This window comes from Chryseobacterium edaphi, from assembly GCF_025628985.1.
Lineage (GTDB): Bacteria > Bacteroidota > Bacteroidia > Flavobacteriales > Weeksellaceae > Chryseobacterium > Chryseobacterium edaphi.
This window is the reverse complement of sequence record NZ_JAOTEM010000002.1, coordinates 163699-179926: the sequence shown is the minus strand read 5'-3', so window position 1 is coordinate 179926 and position 16228 is coordinate 163699. Positions and strand designations below refer to the sequence as shown.

The following is a 16228-nucleotide window of genomic DNA, read 5'->3' as shown; positions in this document are numbered from 1 at the left end:
TATTAATCATCAAATCCGTATCTTTGCATACTAAATTTTTAATATGTCTAAGTCATTAATTCCAAAATTAGAAGCTATCAAACAAAGATATAATGAGGTTGCAGATCTTATTATACAGCCAGACGTAATTTCGGATCAGAAAAAATATTCTTCACTCAATAAAGAATACAGCGATTTAGGGAAAATTGTACACGTTTACAATCAATATAAAGGTGCTTTAGACAACATTGCAGAATCTGACGAAATCATTGCAGATGGTTCAGACAGAGACTTGGTCGATATGGCTAAAGAAGAAAAAGTAGAAGCTCAACAAAAACTTCCCGGTCTGGAGGAAGAATTAAAAGTTCTTTTGATTCCTAAAGATCCTACTGATGATAAAAACGTAATTGTAGAACTTCGTGCCGGAACAGGTGGTGATGAAGCAGCTATTTTCGTGGAAGATGTCTACAGAGCTTATGCCATGTTTTTCAAGACAAAAGGCTGGAAACACGAAATAACAGATTCCAGCGAAGCTGCAAAGGGTTATAAAGAACTAATTCTAAAAATTGAAGGAGACGGTGTTTATGGAATTATGAAATTCGAATCCGGCGTTCACCGTGTACAGCGTGTTCCTGAAACTGAATCTCAAGGTAGGGTTCACACTTCGGCAATTACCGTTGCTGTTTTACCCGAAGCTGAAGAAATTGATTTTGAACTAAATCCTGCAGATATCGAAATGCAGACTTCACGTTCTGGTGGAGCGGGTGGACAAAACGTAAACAAGGTTGAAACCAAAGTACAGTTGACGCACAAACCTTCAGGAATGGTAGTCGTTTGTCAGCAGGCGCGTTCACAGTTGGCAAACAGAGAATTGGCAATGGAAATGCTTCGTACCAAATTATACGATATCGAAGTTCAGAAATCTGTGGGAGATATTGCTGCACAGCGTAAATCGATGGTTTCTACCGGTGACCGTTCTGCAAAAATCAAAACGTATAATTATCCACAAGGTAGAGTTACCGATCACAGAATCAACAAATCAATGTACAACCTTGATGCATATATGAATGGTGACATCGGAGAAATGATCGATGCTGTAATCATGGCAGAAAATGCCGAGAAAATGAAAGGCGAAGAAGAGAATTATTAATTTTTTCTTTTTAAAATATGAAAGCTTCTGAGAAATCGGAAGCTTTTTTCATGGACTTTTACTAAAAGAACATATTGGAAAAATTTTAGTTAGATAAAGTAAAGTAATTACCAAATTTTGGTAACTTTGAAATGTAATTTAATATTTAATTCAATGGGACGTAATACATCAGTCTCTTTAGGAGATTATTTTGAGGATTTTGTAGACAACAAAGTTTCGCAGGGAAGATATAAAAATGCTAGTGAAGTTATTCGGGCAGGATTAAGATTATTAGAAGAGGAGGAAAGTAAAGTACAAATTCTTAAAGATGCCATTAATGAAGGTTTAAATAGCGGAATTTCAAACACTTTTGATCCTAAACAACATTTGGAATTTTTAAAAGAATCTATGAAAAATAATGGCTGAGTATTACTTAACCAATAAGGCAATTTTAGATTTGGATGATATCTATAAATATACATATAGGAATTGGTCTGAAAAGCAGGCAGACAAGTATTATTTCGAAATGATTGGTTATTTTGAGTTACTGTCGGAAAATCCAAAAATTGGAAAGTGCTATGAAGACATCAATGTAGATATTTTAGGTTTTGTAGTCAATCTACATATTATTTTCTATCGAATAATAAGTTCTGTTGAAATTCAAATTGTAAGAATTTTGGGCGCTGAAATGGATTTGAAAAGTAGAATCGGTGAATAAAATGTCATTAATTTTGTTAAAATATTATAGTCTACAAAAGACTTTGTGATTTTAAGTCTATCTATATGGGCGATTTCTCTATTCCCCCAACTTTCCGTATTTTTGGTAAAATCCGTCACAATGAATTTCAAACCAATCTTATTAACAGCTGGAGTATTGTTTTCAGCTACATTTTATTCTCAAAAAATGAATTATCCTAAAGCAGTAAAAGGAAATCAAACCGATACATACTTCGGAACTGCTGTTGCAGATCCTTACAGAGATTTAGAAAACGACTCTGAACCAACTAGAAAATGGGTAGACGAAGAAGTGGCTTACAGTCAGAATTACTTGTCAAAAATTCCTTTTAGAGAGCAAATCAAAAAACAGTTAACTGATATTTGGAATTACGAAAAGATTGGCGCGCCTTTCAAAGAAGGAAATTATACTTATTATTACAAAAACAACGGACTTCAGGCGCAGTCAGTTTTATACAGAACCGATAACAAAAGCAAAACAACAGAAGTTTTTTTAGATCCAAATAAATTTTCAGAAAAAGGAACGACTTCATTATCCAGTTTGTCTTTCAATAAAAAAGGAAATTTGGCTGCATATGCCATTTCAGAAGGAGGAAGCGACTGGAATAAAATCATCATTATTGATGCAATCACCAAAAAGCAAATTGATGAAACCATTGTTGATGTTAAATTCAGCGGAATTTCTTGGCTAGGCGATGAAGGATTTTATTATTCAAGCTACGACAAACCAAAAGAAGGTACAGTTTTGTCGGGGATGACAGATAAACATAAAGTTTTCTATCACAAATTAGGAACAAAGCAATCTGCAGACCAACTGATTTTTGGAGGTGATAAGACTCCGAGAAGATATTTAGGAGCAGGAGTTTCCGAAGATCAGAGATATTTAATTATTTCCGCTGCGAATGCTACTAATGGAAATGAAATTTACATTAAAGATTTAAAAAACGGTGGTAACTTCGTTCAGATCAACAAAGGTTTTGACATCAATGTCAATATTGTAGATACTCAAGACGATGATCTTTTTATATTTACCGACAAAGATGCTCCGAATATGCGTTTGGTAAAGACAAGTATTAAAAATCCTTCGCCTGAAAATTGGAAAGATGTAATTCCACAGACAGAAAACGTATTGGGAATTTCATCAGGGGGCGGTTATTTTTTTGCAACATATATGGTTGATGCAATCGATCAGGTAAAACAATTTGATAAGACTGGAAAATTGATCAGAGAAATTTCTCTTCCCGGAAAAGGAAATGTGGGAGGTTTTGGCGGTAAAAAAGAAGAGAAAGAAATGTACTATTCTTTCAGCAATTATATTACACCGGGAACGACTTATAAATTTAATGCAGATACCGGAAAATCTGAGGTTTATCAGAAGCCGAAAGTAAAATTTAATCCCGAAGATTATATTTCAGAACAGGTTTTCTACACGTCAAAAGACGGGACAAAAGTTCCAATGATGATCAATTACAAAAAAGGGATCAAACTTGACGGTAAAAATCCAACGATACTGTATTCTTATGGAGGTTTCAATATCAGTTTGCAACCATCTTTTTCAGTAGTCAATGCAATCTGGATGGAAAATGGTGGGATTTACGCAGTTCCAAACATTCGTGGAGGCGGCGAGTATGGGAAAAAATGGCACGATGCAGGAACGAAAATGCAGAAAAAAAATGTCTTTGACGATTTCATCGCAGCTGGAGAATATCTTCAAAGCAAAGGTTACACTTCAAAAGAATATATGGCGCTTTCAGGAAGATCCAATGGCGGACTTTTAGTTGGAGCAACAATGACGATGCGTCCGGATTTGGCTAAGGTTGCATTCCCTGGAGTTGGTGTTTTAGATATGTTGAGATACAACAAATTCACTGCTGGAGCAGGTTGGTCTTACGATTATGGAACTGCAGAAGACAACAAAGAAATGTTTGATTACCTCAAATCATATTCTCCGGTTCATAATGTAAAAGCAGGAACTTGCTACCCGTCAACAATGATTATCACAAGTGATCATGATGATAGAGTGGTTCCGGCTCACTCATTTAAGTTTGGTGCAGAACTGCAGGAAAAACAGAAATGTACCAATCCTATTTTGGTAAGAATCGAGAAAAATGCAGGTCATGGAGCAGGAAGAGCAACCGATCAGGTGATCAGCGAAAACGCAGATTTGATTTCTTTTGCTTTATTTGAAATGGGAATAAAAAAGCTTGGGAAATAGTTAGTGGAAAAATTTCCAAATTCAATAAGAGTTTGTTCAGATTTATCAAAATGATTTTTCCTAATCTAAAGGATGTAATTTTGATCAAATTTTCGGAGCTTTTTCCTCCCTGTAGGGTAAGGGGCAAAGAAAAAGTTCCGAAATATCTATTTTTAATCAGTTTTCTAAATCTATATTATAAATAATCATTTACACACAGTACACCTCTCAAATTTAAACACAATAATGATAAAAAAAATTTTAAATGTTCTTTACATCGTTTTACCTTTTTTGGTTTTTTCACAGGAAAGAATTTCAAAAGATGAGTCTGGCAAAGTAATTAATGAAGCTCAATTTCATACAAAGTGGGGGAATGAAAATCTTAATTTGTACCGTTGGGATTACATGGAAGATAAAAAAAGAATCTGTACATTAAAAAAAGGACAAATTTCAAATCCGGAACTAGATTATGGAGCTACTTTAAAGATTTTAGAGAAAAAGCTTGATACTGTTTTTACAGAGAATGCGATTATAGTTCTAGACTTTTGGTACTATAATGATATTTGCAGTATTTCAAGAGATGACAACTGGCCATCCACTGAACTTCGCTCAGTTAAAGAATTTAATGAAAGTAAATTAGGTAAAATTCGAGAATTACTTCATAAACATAAACAGGAGTTATATGTTTTTTATATTTTCGAAAAAAATAGCAAGGTGAAAAAAGGGAAAAAAGACTACTTTAAATCTTTTGTAGAAGATTCGGATAATTTTTTTAGAGAAAACTATTTTAAAGAACAAGCAATGTGTGGCTCAAATTTGATTATAACTCCATCGGGAACATTGCTTTATAATGGTGAATCAAGCATAGATTACCTTTTAAATAATTTTATTAATTAGTAGTATAAACTTCTGAATTCCTTGAGTCTATCATTTGTACTTAAATGTAAACATTCAGATATTCAATTGTTTAAATACTCAATTTTATTCTTCCAAAAATGCTTATTTTTAAAATCTTAAACCAACAGTCATGAGAAGGGAAATTCAAAATAAAAATCCCCAATTTACCATATCAGAAAAACATTTAGAAGTCTATCAGTTCGAGAAAGACGGTCTTGAATTAAAATCAAAATACACTTCTGAGGACATTAAAGATCAGTCCATTAGCGATTCTTCTCCCGGAATTGCACCTTTTCTTCGTGGTCCTTACTCAACAATGTACGTTCAAAAACCATGGACCGTTCGTCAGTACGCAGGTTTTTCTACCGCTGAAGAATCCAATGCGTTTTATAGAAGAAACTTGGCTGCAGGACAAAAAGGACTTTCAGTAGCGTTTGATTTGGCGACACACAGAGGCTATGATTCCGATCATGCAAGAGTAGTGGGAGACGTTGGAAAAGCGGGAGTTGCCATTGATTCTGTTGAGGATATGAAAGTTTTATTTAATGAAATTCCTTTAGATGAAATCTCAGTTTCGATGACGATGAATGGTGCAGTTTTACCAATTTTATCTTTCTACATTGTGGCTGCAGAAGAACAGGGCGTTTCTCAGGATAAGCTTTCGGGAACAATTCAGAATGATATTTTGAAAGAATTTATGGTGCGTAATACATACATTTATCCGCCCACACCTTCGATGAAAATCATTGCTGATATTTTTGAATATACTTCTAAAAATATTCCGAAATTCAATTCAATTTCAATTTCTGGATACCACATGCAGGAAGCAGGAGCCACGCCGGTTTTGGAAATGGCTTACACTTTAGCAGACGGATTGGAATATGTAAGAACAGGAATAAAAGCAGGAATGAATGTCGATGATTTCGCGCCAAGATTATCATTTTTCTGGGCAATTGGGATGAATCATTTCATGGAAATTGCTAAAATGCGTGCTGCAAGATATATCTGGGCGACACTGTTGAAGCAATTTAATCCTCAAAATCCAAAATCTCTGGCATTAAGAACACATTCTCAGACTTCCGGCTGGTCCTTAACGGAACAAGAACCATTTAACAATATTACAAGAACCGCCATTGAAGCTTTATCTTCAGCTTTGGGAGGAACTCAGTCTTTGCATACCAATGCATTAGATGAAGCAATTGCACTTCCGACTGACTATTCGGCAAAAATTGCCAGAAATACTCAGATTATTCTTCAGCAGGAAAGCGGAATCTGTGATGTTGTAGATCCGATGGGAGGAAGTAATTTAGTTGAAAGCATGACTCAGCAAATGATCGAAGAAGCCATGAAATTCATCGATGAAGTTGAAAAAGAAGGCGGAATGACAAAAGCCATTGAAGCAGGAATCCCGAAAATGAGAATTGAGGAAGCTTCAGCAATAAAGCAGGCGAAAATCGATAGCGGAGAAGAATTTATCATAGGTGTAAATTCTTTCAGATCAAGTTTAAAGCAAATGCAATTGGAGATTTTAGACATTGATAATTCCGAGGTTCGAAGAAAACAGATTGAACGTTTAGATTCAATTAAATCAAACAGAAATTCTGGAGCTGTTAAAGAAATCTTAAATGAAATCCGGGAATCCGCAAAAACAGGAAACGGAAATCTTTTAGCATTGTGTATCGAAGCTGCTCGCAGAAGAGTTACTTTGGGCGAAATGAGTGATGCGATGGAAGAAACTTTCGGACGTTACAAAGCCAACATCAGAACAATACAGGGAGTTTACGCTATGAATGCAGGTAAAAATGAATACTTTGGTCAGGCTCTTCAACTAACTCAAAAGTTTGAGGAGGAAGAAGGTCGCCGTCCGAGAATAATGGTTGCCAAAATGGGACAGGACGGTCATGACAGAGGCGCAAAAGTGGTTGCAACGGCTTTTGCAGATATGGGATTTGACGTAGATGTTGCTCCGCTTTTCCAGACTCCGGAAGAGGTTGCAAAACAGGCGGTAGAAAATGATATTCACATTTTGGGAGTTTCATCTTTGGCTGCAGGACACAAAACTTTGGTTCCGCAGGTGGTTGAAGAATTAAAAAAACTTGGAGCAGAAGATATTACGATTGTTGTAGGTGGAGTTATTCCGCAACAGGATTATGACTATCTGTATGCGAATGGCGCTGATTTTATTTTCGGTCCGGGAACGAATTTGCCGAAGTGTGCGGTGGATATTTTGAACAGGTTTCTACATTAAAATGTGATTAGAATCCAATAAATTGCACACCATTTGCATTGATAGCCATAACCAAAAAATAAAATATTATGGCTTATACAGTAGTTTCAGTATTTCCGGCAACTGTCAATACAGAGGAAATCACATCAGGATTAAAAAATCAGGGCTTTAACGAAGCGGATATCATTGTTTCAAAATCAACAGTTGAAGACGAGTCGACAGTCGATAATTATAGAGACGATGAAAAAACAAGAAGTTTCTGGGATCACGTTTTCGTAAGTGACAACGAATTGTTGGATGCTTACAGCAGAGAAAGCGTTGGTAAAATCAACGTTGTAGTTTATACTTCGACAATTACTGAGGCTCAGGATGCAAAAAAAATTCTGGATCAGTACGGAGCTCTAAAAATCTATAACCAACCTTCTTTTAGAGAAGAAAAATCTGATACAGCAGGTCTTCCGGAAGATGTTTACAATGGGATTATTGCTAAAGCAAGACACAATCTCTACTTTTTAGATTCAGAAAGAAGATCAGATCAAAACACACGTGGAATGAGCGATACAATGGATGATCTCGGTTCAAAAGATTAAACTAAACTTTACAATATAAAACCTGAATGAAAATATTTGTTCAGGTTTTTTTGTGAATTTTTTTCAAAAAATATTTGTCAGTATCAAAATTATTCTATCTTTGCATCTGAAAATCAAGTTTAACCAAATAAAAAACAACGAAGCAATGTTCAAATTAGATCATAATTCTCCTTCCGATTTGCCACTTATGGTGGTAAGGCTTCGTGGTTTGGTACATTCTTAGAATAACAGTACAATGAAATATCAAAACCCGAAGTCGTAAGATTTCGGGTTTTTTATTGCGCAATATTTCAAACTCAAACAAGTTTCCCCGAAATCATTTTTTTATTAGGAGCTTAATCCCGCTGTCCACTGTATCTTTTTTGCCAACGCTTTTTTCAAGCCAACGCAAAAAAAGGATGCCGTTTCCATCGGGGCTAAAATTTACAGCTCCAAACAGATTTAGTCAAATTTATTTTAGCAACAATATCAACTAAAATATTAGTTGAATAAGATTTAATGTGATGTATAGTTGATTAACTACTGATGCATCACCTCTAATATCTATAATTAATGGAAAATGATAACCTTCTGTTTTCCCGATTGAGAAGTCTGAGAAGCAGAAAAAGAGTAAGTAAAAAAGATGTAGAAAAAAAGGTCAGAAAAAAGTATCAACGTAGTAAAGAACTTTGGGAAATAAGAAGAAATATTCCGTTAGTTCCATTAGAAAAACCCTGTCAGAAAGGATTTGTAAGATTCTTTGTGGTGAGAGACGATGTGAGACGTTCTAAAGACGGAGATTTCTTCGAAGAAATTCTGAATAAGATCAATACAAAAATGTATTCCGAAACCCGTAAATTCTTAAAAAAGAAAAGAAAATTCGGACGAAGAATCTATGTGATACGAGATCAGAAATTAGTTCAACTTTCAAAATATCAATGGAACGATCCAAAATTAGGATTGACGACCAGAGAGAAACAATATTTTCTGAAAAGAGAAGAATACAATCCGTTCAGAAAAAGATATAATATTTACTATGAATTCATCGAACCGTGGAGATTTGTTTTAAGAGTAAAATCCAATATGATTACTCATTTCAAGCCTTTACGGTCCAACTTGGAAAAAGAAATAGATGAACTGAATTCTTATTTAAGCCAACATAAAATCGCTGGATTAGTCAATAAGAAAATTCATGGCAAATCTGGAAACTGCAAATACTACGGCGAAAAAACTGATCTGATTGAAAGTAAAAAATACTTTCACTACAAAATGTCTGCGACAGAAGCTGCAGAATGTTTAGAGGACTATAAAGTCCGAAAATTTTAAAACAAAAACAATGGAAAATTTAAAACTAAAAGGAAAAGATATATTAAAATTAGGCTATCCAAACAACCAGAGCGTCAACGTCGCTTTGGAAGTAATGAAGAGAAATTTTGCAACCAAAAATATTCATTATGTAAAATCTTTACTCAAGGAAATCCATCAAAATCCGGAAAACTTCGAGAAAGATTTAACCTTCGGACAAATCGCGGAAGCTTTGCTTTCATCAAAGAAAACTGAAAAAAGAATTCTCAATACCAATCGGGCATCATTCCAGATTTTCGGAAACAACATTTCAGATGAAGCGAAAAACCAACTGTACACCGCATTGAAACTGCCGATTGCAACGCAGGGCGCTTTGATGCCCGATGCACACAGCGGTTATGGACTTCCAATCGGTGGAGTCCTGGCTGTAGAAAATGCCGTAATTCCTTACTGAGTCGGAATGGATATTGGCTGCAGAATGTCGCTCAGTATTTTGGATACGCCAATTTCATATCTCGACGGCGCAAAAGATAAATATGAAAAAGCGCTTGCCGAACACACCAAATTCGGGATGTACGAAACGCACAAATCTCACGTCGACCACGAGATTTTCGACAGAGATACGTTCGGTTTAATTCCGATTTTGAGAAGATTAAAAGGAAAAGCCATCAAACAAATGGGAAGTTCCGGCGGCGGAAATCACTTTGTAGAATTCGGGGAAGTGGAAATTACGGAAGATGATGAACAAATCAATCTTCCGAAAGGAAAATACCTCGGAATTCTCTCACACAGTGGTTCGCGTGGATTGGGAGCCGAGATCGCTCAGTATTATTCAAGAGTTGCGACCGAACAATGTCCGTTACCAAAAGAAGCACAAAACTTCGCCTGGCTGGATTTGAATACTCATCTCGGATTAGAATACTGGACAGCGATGAATCTCGCAGGAGATTACGCCTCGGCCTGTCACAACGATATTCACCGAAGATTGGTGAAAGCGGTCGGTGGAAGAGTGAAAGCCAGAATCGAAAACCATCACAACTTCGCGTGGAAAGAAATCCACAACGGAAAAGAAGTAATCGTTCACAGAAAAGGTGCAACCCCGGCCAATGAAAACGAGTTGGGTATGATTCCCGGTTCGATGACGGCAAAAGGTTTCATCGTGCGTGGAAAAGGAAATCCGGATTCACTAAACTCGGCTTCACACGGTGCGGGAAGGGCTTTTTCGAGAGGGGAATGCAGAAACCGTTTCACTCAAAATGACATTAAGAAAGAATTAAAACTCAAAAATGTCACCTTGATGGGCGGAAATGCGGAAGAAGCACCGATGGCGTACAAAGACATCAATGAAGTGATGAATGCGCAAAGTGAACTGGTCGATATTCTCGGAACTTTTCAACCTCGAATTGTGAGGATGGATAAATAATGATTAATGTTGGATGCGGGATGTTGGGTGTTTGATGTCAAATACCTGCATTTTAATTCTTTCAAAAATCATTAAATAATTTATAACAAATAGTAATACAAAGGAGAAAAACCATAGCCCCGATGGAAACGGCATCCTTTTTTGTTGCAGACGCAGCGAAGCGGAGACTGTGACAAAAAAGATATAGTGAACAGCGGGATTAAGCTCCTAAAAAAAATGGACAAAATAATACAAATCACCTCGGGAAGAGGACCTTTGGAATGTCAGTGGGTAGTTGCCAAAGTTCTGAAGGTCTTTCTTGAGGAAGCAAAACAAAATAAAATCGATTACGAAATCATCCACCGTGAAAATGGCGATGAAAATCTGACTTTGAAATCTGCGACTTTAATTTTAAAAGGAAAAGAAGCTAATGAATTTCTGAAAAACTGGATTGGAAGCGTTCTTTGGATTGGGAAAAGCACTTTCAGAAAATTCCACAAAAGAAGCAACTGGTTTATCGGGATTTTTGAACTGGAAGGTTTGGAGAAAATTGAATTTAAAGAAAAAGAAATTCAGTTTCAGACGGCGAGAAGTCAGGGAAGTGGCGGACAAAACGTGAATAAAGTAGAAACCGCAGTTCGTGCAACTTATCTGAAAACGGGACAAAGTGTTTTCGTGCAGGATTCACGTTCGCAACTGGAGAATAAAAAGATTTCCATCATCAGACTCAAAGAAAAAGTGATGGAATTTCACATCCAGCAATTGGAAAAACAAATGCAGGAAACCTGGAACAATCATTTGAATGTTCAGAGAGGAAATCCTATCCGAACTTTTTCAGGAACTGATTTTAAAAAGAATCATCAGGAGAAAACTTTCAAAAAAGAGAGGAATCAACTGAAAAATGAATTAAAAAACTATAGAAATGACCTTAACTAAAAGTAAATATTATTTCGAAGCGCTGGATAATTATCCATACAGCTTGCCGGATTGTCTTGAAGCGTTAAATTATGCGCTTTCTTACGACCCTGAAGATGCAGATTCGCTTTGTTTGATGGGAAGAATCTACAGCGAAATGCTCATCGATTATGAAAAAGCAAAACTCTATTTTGAGGAAGCGATGCAATGTGATGTTACTAATCTAAATACGCCAAAATATTATATCAAATGTCTTTTGGATAATGAAGATTTACAGGAAGCAGAAAGACTGATTGCTTATGCTTTAAAAATAAAAGGAATTGATAAAGCAACTATATGGTTTTACAGATCTATGCTTTCAGAAAAAAGAGGAAGTTTAACGAATGCTTTAAAGTTCTTATCCGAATCTGCAAAGTATTGTTTCTCGTCACAAAGTCTAGAAGTAGTAAAAGATCGAAAGAAATTTATAAAATCTAAGATGCCGAAGAAATCTAAAAACAAGAAGGAGACGAAATAAGTCTCCTTTTTTTGTAAATTTAATTATGGAATTACGATTTGAACTCAAAAAGCTACAACTGAAAGAAACATTCTCCATTGCTTATGGAAATTACGACAAAAGAGAAGCATTACTAATAGAACTGTCTTATCAAAATTACAAAGGTTACGGAGAATGCGTTGCAATCGATTATTATCAAATTGATCTTCAAAGTTTTATTTTAAAATTAAAGGAAATTCAACATCAGATTGAAGTTCAGAAAATCGTTCATCCGAGAGAATTTTTTAAATCTTTATTGAATTTAAATCTTCATACATTTCTACTTTCTGCGTTAGATTGTGCTTTTTGGGATCTTTTCGGAAAATTGGAAAATAAAAGTTTTATTGAATTGAATCAGATTCCTTCTGAAAACTTAATGGAAAGTTCCATCACGATTTCTATTGGAGAAATAGAACATCAGATTCAAAAAATTGAGAAAAGCAATTGGAACAAATTCAAAGTAAAATGTAAAGGTTTGAATAAAAATAACATCAAAAAACTTTTAGGATTAAACAGAAATATTGCTTTAGATTCGAATGCAAGTTTTACCGATGATGACTGTGTTTGGCTTCAGGAAAATATTGAGGTTCAGAAGTTTTCGTACTTAGAACAACCAAGACCAATCGATAATTATCAAATTTTAAAAAAAGAAGGTTTTGCCAATTGGATGGCCGATGAAGATTGCCAGAATTTGGATTCAGTAGATGAATTAATTCCTTATTACAAAAGCATCAATATCAAATTAATGAAATGTGGCGGTTTAACTCCCGCTTTAGAAATGATCAAAAAAGCCAGAGAATTAAATTATAAAATCATGATTGGTTGTATGACAGAATCTACCGTGGGAATTTCCGCAGGCTGCGTTTTGACCGGGCTTGTTGATTATGCAGATTTAGATGGAGCAAACCTTATTTCGAATGACTATGCTCAAGGTAATTTCGTAGAAAATGGGAAAATAATTCTCTCCCAAAAACCGGGTTTAGGAATTGAGCTGAAATAAAATAGACTTTCATATGAAAGTCTATTTTTTATTTACAGAAATTAAATAGTCATAGACCATTTGATGTTGTTCGTCGTTCAATTTTGCTTTTGGAGCCATTCTGCTCAAAGTTTTGATCCAACCCATATCATCATGCTTTTCAGGATTCGGAAGTTTGTGACATCTGTTGCAGGAATTTTCAAAAACTGTTTTTCCCTGAGCCAATTGCTCGGATGAAGTAAACTTTGGTCCTGTCACAGCAGTGCTTTTTGGTCCGCATGAAATTAAAAAAGCTGAACCTAAGAAAAAACTTAAAACTAACTTTTTCATATGATTATTTTTTGGTGGAATGATTCAGTTATTTTTTCACAGAAACTACATAATCGTAAACCCACTGATGTTGCTCGTCAGTCAGTTTCGCTTTTGGTGCCATAGAATTCATAATTCCAACCCATTGTACAGAAGTGTAAGCCGTTGGATCTGGCAAACCGTGACATCTTTTGCATGAATTTTCGAAGATTGTTTTTCCCTGTGCCAATTGTTCGCTAGTAGAAACCGCGGGTCCCGTCGGAGCAACCGTCGTTGAGGCTTTTGGTGTACAAGAAGCTAATAAAATAGCAGTGAAAGATGCAGCAGCAATCAGTTTTTTCATGTGTAGATATTTATTTGTTTTAAAAGTCGCCGGCAACGGCGATTTCATATAGTTTCATTTGAATAATAACAAAAATAGACAATTCCTGATACGCATCATATAAATGGGTTTAATTTAGAAGCGTTAAAATTAATAATCCGTTTTTCTCGGATTTTGCAGGTTATTTTTATATTTTTGAATAAATGAAACCGAAAGGTATGTCTGGCTTGAAATAAAAGATAAATAATCAGGTGAAGTTTTCAACAGAAGATTTAAAAGAAGGAATACAATCGGGTGATAAGCGTCTGATTGCAAAAGCGATTACTTTGGTTGAAAGCAAGAAATCTGAGCACAGATTACAGGCAGAAGATTTATTAAAGCAAATCATTCCTTTCACCGGAAAATCTGTTCGTGTAGGAATTACCGGAGTTCCCGGAGCGGGAAAATCGACTTTTATAGAAAATTTTGGACGTTTGGTTATTTCTAAAGGAAAGAAAGTGGCTGTTTTAGCAATTGATCCAAGTTCTGCAATCAACAAAGGCAGCATTTTGGGAGATAAAACCAGAATGGAAGAGCTGGCTAAAGAAGAAAATGCTTTTATCCGACCTTCTCCGAGTTCCGGATTCTTAGGAGGTGTCGCCAATACTACTTTTGAAACGATGCTGATTTGCGAAGCTGCAGGTTATGATTATATCTTGATTGAAACTGTGGGAGTAGGACAGTCGGAAGTTTTGGTTTCTGATATCACCGATGTTTTTTTATTTTTAAAAATTATCGGTGGCGGCGATGAACTTCAGGGAATCAAACGAGGGATCATGGAAATGGTTGATGTAGTTTTCATTAATAAAGTTGAGAAAGATAATCTCCAAAAAGCAAAAAATACAAGATTAGAATTAAAACGTGCTCTTGATTTTATTCCTGCAAAAGAAAAAGACTGGAAAGTTCCTGTTTTACTTGGTTCCGCACTTTTTAATGAAGGATTAGATGAAATTTATTCTAAAATAGATGATTTTATTTCTTTAAAAAAGAAAACAGAACGTTTTGCTCTCGTAAGAAAAGAACAATCGGAAAAGCGCTTTGAATATTGGGTTCAGGAATATATTTTAAATATGATGAAACGAAATGAATCTGTAGAAGAAGCTTATATTCAGCACAAAAAAAATGCTTCGACATTGGTTTCAAATCCAAGTACCGAAGCAAAATTGTTTGTCGAGAAATTTCTTAAAAAAGATTGATATTATTCAATTTCTTTCACCTTAACTTCTTCATTCTTTGAAATATATCCGTCATAAGTAATAGGCTGTCTGTCGTTGCTTCTGATTGATGTAAATGCTTTTCCGTTTTTGTAAACTTCTATATTAATGTCAGAAACATTGTTTACATCATTCGGTTTTATTTTAAAAACCCAATTTCCTTTTTTACTTTGAGATTTTGTTATACTGTAATCTTTTGAAGTAAATCGGTAGCTGTTATCTTTTCCATATGATGCATTAAATGCTCTTCCAAAGTAAGGGAGAACCACTTCCATTTTGCCCTTTCGTAGTTCGATTGTATAACTTCCTGCATCCAATTGAAGAATTCTGGTTGATGGGTTATTTGGAATTCCGTTTAATACATTAATTACATCGTAGTTCATAGGATTTGCTCTTTCGGCATGAAAAGTAAATTCTTCTGAACCTGCTAATGAATTTACAATTTGAGAATCTGCAGTATTCTGAGCAGAGCAGCTCTGGAAAAATATAAATAAAACAGAAACTGATATAATATTGAGAAACTTTTTCATAATGATTAAATTAGTAAATTTAAATAGCAAAATCTATGCAAATCTTTTTTCTGATTATTTTTTGGAATAGATATTGTAAGGTTCAACTTATAATACGCAATACAATGAAAATTACACATCTATTAGGAATAGGAGCTACAGTTTTATCTGTTGCAGCTTGTACGACAAACCCGATTACGGGAAGATCTTCGCTACAGTTTGCCAATAATTCTGAAATTGAAGCAATGGCTTTACAGCAATATAAACAAACGTTGACCGAATCTAAAGTCGTTACAGGTTCGCAGTCTACCAGTGTAAAAAATGTAGGTAACAGAATAAAATCTGCTGCTGAAAAATATTACGCAAGTATAGGAAGAGGTGCAGATCTTGCCAATTATAAATGGGAATTTAATCTTCTTCAGGATAATCAGGTAAATGCATGGTGTATGCCGGGAGGTAAAGTTGCTGTATATACAGGAATTCTTCCAATCACTAAAGATGATACAGGTTTGGCGGTTGTAATGGGGCACGAAGTTTCTCACGCTTTAGCAGGTCACGGTAACGAAAGAATTTCACAATCAATGATTGCACAGGGTTTGGGAACTGCATCCGGTTTAGCCATTAAAAATGAAAAAACAGCAGCAATCTTTCAAACGGTATATCCAATAGGTTCACAGGTAGTTTTACTGAAATACGGAAGAAATCAAGAATTGGAAGCTGATCAAATGGGATTATATCTGATGTCAATGGCGGGTTACGATCCAAGACAGGCAATCCCTTTCTGGAATAGAATGGAAGCATCATCATCAGGAGCGAGACAACCAGAATTTTTATCTACTCACCCAAGTCCGGGATCAAGAGTTGGAGATATCCAGAAAAATCTTCCAAAAGCATTAGAATACTACAGAGCAGCCGGAGGAAAGGTTTAACTAAGTTTTCATCCACAATTTCATTAACCACAAAATATTA

Annotated in this window: 16 protein-coding genes and 1 pseudogene; 14 read left to right on the top strand and 3 right to left on the bottom strand. The window is 35.3% G+C overall.

What is annotated here, in order from left to right; all coding sequences use genetic code 11:
• Window positions 1–43 precede the first annotated feature (43 nt).
• The 12 genes and pseudogenes from prfA to NZ698_RS08895 all read left to right on the top strand — a co-directional run bounded on the left by prfA (window position 44) and on the right by NZ698_RS08895 (window position 12887).
• The gene (prfA, locus tag NZ698_RS08950; protein ID WP_263002772.1) at window positions 44–1129 is read left to right on the top strand and encodes a peptide chain release factor 1; all 1086 of its coding nucleotides are present in this window, start codon (window positions 44–46) and stop codon (window positions 1127–1129) included.
• A gap of 153 nt (window positions 1130–1282) precedes the next feature.
• Window positions 1283–1534 (top strand): type II toxin-antitoxin system ParD family antitoxin, encoded by a 252-nt coding sequence (locus NZ698_RS08945; protein WP_263002771.1) that lies wholly within the window; start codon window positions 1283–1285, stop codon window positions 1532–1534.
• Window positions 1527–1826: a type II toxin-antitoxin system RelE/ParE family toxin gene (locus tag NZ698_RS08940; protein WP_263002770.1), complete on the top strand. Its 300-nt coding sequence runs from the start codon at window positions 1527–1529 to the stop codon at window positions 1824–1826. The genes NZ698_RS08945 and NZ698_RS08940 overlap by 8 nt, the downstream gene beginning before the upstream one ends.
• 120 nt (window positions 1827–1946) lie before the next feature.
• Window positions 1947–4058, top strand: coding sequence for a prolyl oligopeptidase family serine peptidase (locus NZ698_RS08935; protein ID WP_263002769.1), 2112 nt, complete (start codon window positions 1947–1949; stop codon window positions 4056–4058).
• Window positions 4059–4283: 225 nt separating this feature from the next.
• The gene (locus tag NZ698_RS08930) at window positions 4284–4934 is read left to right on the top strand and encodes a hypothetical protein (protein ID WP_263002768.1); all 651 of its coding nucleotides are present in this window, start codon (window positions 4284–4286) and stop codon (window positions 4932–4934) included.
• A 130-nt stretch (window positions 4935–5064) separates the two neighbouring features.
• Entirely contained in the window at window positions 5065–7182 is a 2118-nt protein-coding gene (gene scpA / locus NZ698_RS08925; RefSeq protein ID WP_263002767.1) for a methylmalonyl-CoA mutase, read from the top strand.
• Between the two features lie 68 nt (window positions 7183–7250).
• On the top strand, window positions 7251–7751 hold the full coding sequence (locus NZ698_RS08920; protein WP_263002766.1) for a hypothetical protein: 501 nt from the start codon (window positions 7251–7253) through the stop codon (window positions 7749–7751).
• Between the two features lie 552 nt (window positions 7752–8303).
• Window positions 8304–9056, top strand: coding sequence for a hypothetical protein (locus NZ698_RS08915; RefSeq protein WP_263002765.1), 753 nt, complete (start codon window positions 8304–8306; stop codon window positions 9054–9056).
• Window positions 9057–9066: 10 nt separating this feature from the next.
• Window positions 9067–10458: pseudogene (locus NZ698_RS08910) on the top strand (RtcB family protein).
• Window positions 10459–10674: 216 nt separating this feature from the next.
• Window positions 10675–11373 carry a peptide chain release factor H gene (prfH, locus tag NZ698_RS08905; RefSeq protein WP_263002764.1) on the top strand — a complete coding sequence of 233 codons (699 nt, stop codon included), beginning with the start codon at window positions 10675–10677 and terminating at the stop codon, window positions 11371–11373.
• Complete coding sequence (locus NZ698_RS08900; RefSeq protein WP_263002763.1) at window positions 11360–11869, top strand: tetratricopeptide repeat protein; 510 nt, start codon at window positions 11360–11362, stop codon at window positions 11867–11869. Before prfH ends, NZ698_RS08900 begins: the two co-directional genes overlap by 14 nt.
• Window positions 11870–11894: 25 nt before the next feature.
• Entirely contained in the window at window positions 11895–12887 is a 993-nt protein-coding gene (locus NZ698_RS08895; RefSeq protein WP_263002762.1) for an enolase C-terminal domain-like protein, read from the top strand.
• Window positions 12888–12908: 21 nt separating this feature from the next.
• On the opposite strand, the gene NZ698_RS08890 is transcribed toward NZ698_RS08895, so the two are convergent.
• Together NZ698_RS08890 and NZ698_RS08885 are read right to left on the bottom strand one after the other, a co-directional pair.
• Entirely contained in the window at window positions 12909–13196 is a 288-nt protein-coding gene (locus NZ698_RS08890; RefSeq protein WP_263002761.1) for a cytochrome C, read from the bottom strand.
• A gap of 28 nt (window positions 13197–13224) precedes the next feature.
• A complete protein-coding gene (locus NZ698_RS08885; protein ID WP_263002760.1) occupies window positions 13225–13518 on the bottom strand; it encodes a c-type cytochrome in 294 nt (97 codons plus the stop codon).
• Window positions 13519–13748: 230 nt separating this feature from the next.
• Here NZ698_RS08885 and meaB point away from each other — a divergent pair, with 230 nt between their 5' ends.
• Window positions 13749–14732 (top strand): methylmalonyl Co-A mutase-associated GTPase MeaB, encoded by a 984-nt coding sequence (gene meaB / locus NZ698_RS08880; RefSeq protein ID WP_263002759.1) that lies wholly within the window; start codon window positions 13749–13751, stop codon window positions 14730–14732.
• A 2-nt stretch (window positions 14733–14734) separates the two neighbouring features.
• On the opposite strand, the gene NZ698_RS08875 is transcribed toward meaB, so the two are convergent.
• A complete protein-coding gene (locus tag NZ698_RS08875; RefSeq protein ID WP_263002758.1) occupies window positions 14735–15280 on the bottom strand; it encodes a DUF4251 domain-containing protein in 546 nt (181 codons plus the stop codon).
• Window positions 15281–15384: 104 nt separating this feature from the next.
• On the opposite strand from NZ698_RS08875, the gene NZ698_RS08870 reads away from it, so the two are divergent.
• Window positions 15385–16188, top strand: coding sequence for a M48 family metallopeptidase (locus tag NZ698_RS08870; protein WP_263002757.1), 804 nt, complete (start codon window positions 15385–15387; stop codon window positions 16186–16188).
• Window positions 16189–16228 lie beyond the last annotated feature (40 nt).

Bases quoted from the DNA above. Each gene is read 5' to 3' on its own strand.
- prfA (WP_263002772.1), top strand. From the start codon at position 44: ATGTCTAAGTCATTAATTCCAAAATTAGAAGCTATCAAACAAAGATAT.
- NZ698_RS08935 (WP_263002769.1), top strand. From the start codon at position 1,947: ATGAATTTCAAACCAATCTTATTAACAGCTGGAGTATTGTTTTCAGCT.
- NZ698_RS08890 (WP_263002761.1), bottom strand. From the start codon at position 13,196: ATGAAAAAGTTAGTTTTAAGTTTTTTCTTAGGTTCAGCTTTTTTAATT.
- NZ698_RS08900 (WP_263002763.1), top strand. From the start codon at position 11,360: ATGACCTTAACTAAAAGTAAATATTATTTCGAAGCGCTGGATAATTAT.
- NZ698_RS08930 (WP_263002768.1), top strand. From the start codon at position 4,284: ATGATAAAAAAAATTTTAAATGTTCTTTACATCGTTTTACCTTTTTTG.
- NZ698_RS08870 (WP_263002757.1), top strand. From the start codon at position 15,385: ATGAAAATTACACATCTATTAGGAATAGGAGCTACAGTTTTATCTGTT.
- NZ698_RS08895 (WP_263002762.1), top strand. From the start codon at position 11,895: ATGGAATTACGATTTGAACTCAAAAAGCTACAACTGAAAGAAACATTC.
- NZ698_RS08940 (WP_263002770.1), top strand. From the start codon at position 1,527: ATGGCTGAGTATTACTTAACCAATAAGGCAATTTTAGATTTGGATGAT.
- scpA (WP_263002767.1), top strand. From the start codon at position 5,065: ATGAGAAGGGAAATTCAAAATAAAAATCCCCAATTTACCATATCAGAA.
- prfH (WP_263002764.1), top strand. From the start codon at position 10,675: ATGGACAAAATAATACAAATCACCTCGGGAAGAGGACCTTTGGAATGT.
- NZ698_RS08885 (WP_263002760.1), bottom strand. From the start codon at position 13,518: ATGAAAAAACTGATTGCTGCTGCATCTTTCACTGCTATTTTATTAGCT.
- NZ698_RS08920 (WP_263002766.1), top strand. From the start codon at position 7,251: ATGGCTTATACAGTAGTTTCAGTATTTCCGGCAACTGTCAATACAGAG.
- NZ698_RS08915 (WP_263002765.1), top strand. From the start codon at position 8,304: ATGGAAAATGATAACCTTCTGTTTTCCCGATTGAGAAGTCTGAGAAGC.
- NZ698_RS08875 (WP_263002758.1), bottom strand. From the start codon at position 15,280: ATGAAAAAGTTTCTCAATATTATATCAGTTTCTGTTTTATTTATATTT.
- NZ698_RS08945 (WP_263002771.1), top strand. From the start codon at position 1,283: ATGGGACGTAATACATCAGTCTCTTTAGGAGATTATTTTGAGGATTTT.